Genomic DNA, 2,065 nt, shown 5'->3' with positions numbered 1-2,065 from the left:
CGCCGCCTGGTAGGGCCAGGCCATCACGGCCAGGACGGCGCACACCGCCAGCAGGGCCAGGGCGAAGATGCGTTGCAGGATCATCAAGGAATCCTCTTGTTGTTCGGCAAGACGCAGATCCTTTGTAGGAGCGGCCTTGTGTCGCGAAAGGGCTGCGAAGCGGCCCCACGATTCCAGCAGCGGTGCACAAATCGCTGGGGCTGCTTTGCAGCCCTTTCGCGACACAAGGCCGCTCCTACAAAGAGCGGGTGTCGTTGGAGGCTTACTGGACCAGGCCGAATTCCTTGGCCAGTGCCTTGTAGTCAGCCACTTGCTTCTTCACATAGCCGTCCAGCTCTTCACCGGTCATGGCGAACGGGAACAGTTCGCGCTGGTCACGCAGCTTGGCGAAGTCTTCCGAGGCCAGCATCTTGTCGAACGAGGCCTTCCACCAGGCGTAGTCCTCGTCGCTCACCTTTGGCCCCAGGTAGAAGCCGCGCACCACCGGCCAGACGATGTCGTAGCCCTGCTCCTTGGCGGTAGGGATGTCCTTCATTTCCGGCTCGTCCAGGCGTTTTTCCGAGAACACCGCCAGGATGCGCATGTTGCCGCTCTGGATATGCGGCATGGAGTCGGAGATGTCCGTCGAACCGACCTGGATGTGCCCACCCAGCAGTGCCGTGGCGATCTCGCCGCCGCCTTCCAGGGCCACGTAGCGCAGGTCACGCGGGTTGATGCCGGCGGCCTTGGCGATCAGCGCGGTCTGCATCCAGTCCTGGCTGCCGACGGTGCCGCCGGAGCCGATCACGACCTTGCTCGGGTCTTTCTTCAGCGCCGCGACCAGGTCATCGAGGGTTTTGTAGGGCGAGTCGCTTTTCACCGCGATGGCGCCGTAGCTGGTGCCGACCGCAGCCAGCCATTTGACTGCGTTCTCGTCAAAGCGGCCGAACTTGCCCTGGGCCAGGTTCAGCAACGAGCCGCTGGACCAGGCCACCAGGGTGCCGGCATCGCCCGGGCGCTGGGCAACCACGGCGTTGTACGCCACGGCGCCGACACCGCCGGGCATGTAGGTGACGCGCATCGGCTTGCTGAGGATCTTTTCCTGCACCAAGGCGCTTTGCACCAGCTTGCAGGTCAGGTCGAAGCCACCGCCCGGCGAGGCCGGGGCGATGCATTCGGGGCGTTTCGGTTCGGCAGCGAGGGCGTTGCCGGCCAGCAGCAGGCAGCCGGTAGCGAGGACAAGGCGGCGCAGTGAAAAGGTCATCGTCGATCTCCGTGAGCGTTGTTGTTATCGGGTTATCGCTATTGGCTTACCACAGCGCCACGCTGTAGCTCACCAGCAGCCGCACTTCGTCGGCATCCCGGGCGAAGTTGGAGCGGAAGGTGGCGTTGCGCAGGCGCACGGCGACGTTTTTCAGCGCGCCGCTTTGTACCACGTACTTCAGTTCGGTATTGCGCTCCCACTCCTTGCCTTCACCACCGGCGGCGCGGCTGACGTTGTCGCCGCTGATGTAGCGGGTCATGAAGGTCAGGCCAGGTACGCCGAGCGCGGCAAAGTTGTAGTCGTAGCGCGCCTGCCAGGAACGCTCGTCGGCACCGGCAAAGTCGTTGATCTGGACGAAGTTGACCAGATACGGGTCGGCGCCATCGACATACGGGAAGGCGCTGTCGCCGGACAACTGCTGCCAGGCACCGCTGACCTTGTGTCCGCCCAGGCTGTAGCTGAGCATGCCGTTGACCGTGGTGTTGTCGATGTTGCCGGCCTTGGCGGCGCCGGCGTCGTCACTGACTGCCAGGCGCAGGTCGGCGCCGAAGGTACCCGGGCCCCACGGCTGGGTCGCGACCATGCCGATGAAGTGCTGGCGGTAGATATCGTCGAGCTGGGCGAAGTGGTAGCTGCCGGTGATGCGGTCGGTGAACTGGTAGTCCAGGCCACCCAGGGCCAGGTTGTCGGCGCTGAACGAGCCACCAAAGCGGCCGTTCTTGTTGTTCAGGGCCAGGTCTTCCCAGTTGGTGTCGTTGCGGTCCTTGGCCTTGTCCAGGCGGCCACCGGTGAACGTCAGGCCCTTGATCTCCTTCGAGGTAA

The 2,065-nt window shown here is 64.2% G+C and carries 2 protein-coding genes and 1 pseudogene; all 3 read right to left on the bottom strand.

Going from position 1 to position 2,065, the window contains the following annotated elements:
* Positions 1–225 (bottom strand): annotated as a pseudogene (locus HP546_RS31605) (hypothetical protein); the annotation flags it as partial.
* Positions 226–262: 37 nt separating this feature from the next.
* A complete protein-coding gene (locus tag HP546_RS29570) occupies positions 263–1,243 on the bottom strand; it encodes a tripartite tricarboxylate transporter substrate binding protein (RefSeq protein ID WP_172233235.1) in 981 nt (326 codons plus the stop codon).
* 46 nt (positions 1,244–1,289) lie between these two features.
* On the bottom strand, positions 1,290–2,065 hold a 776-nt coding region (locus HP546_RS29565), incomplete at its 5' end, for an OprD family outer membrane porin (RefSeq protein ID WP_172233232.1).

This window comes from Pseudomonas sp. CM25 (assembly GCF_013179705.1).
Lineage (GTDB): Bacteria > Pseudomonadota > Gammaproteobacteria > Pseudomonadales > Pseudomonadaceae > Aquipseudomonas.
This window is presented reverse-complemented; position numbering and strand designations above follow the sequence as displayed.

Coding starts and splice junctions, on each gene's coding strand:
- HP546_RS29570 (WP_172233235.1), bottom strand. CDS start 1,243: ATGACCTTTTCACTGCGCCGCCTTGTCCTCGCTACCGGCTGCCTGCTG.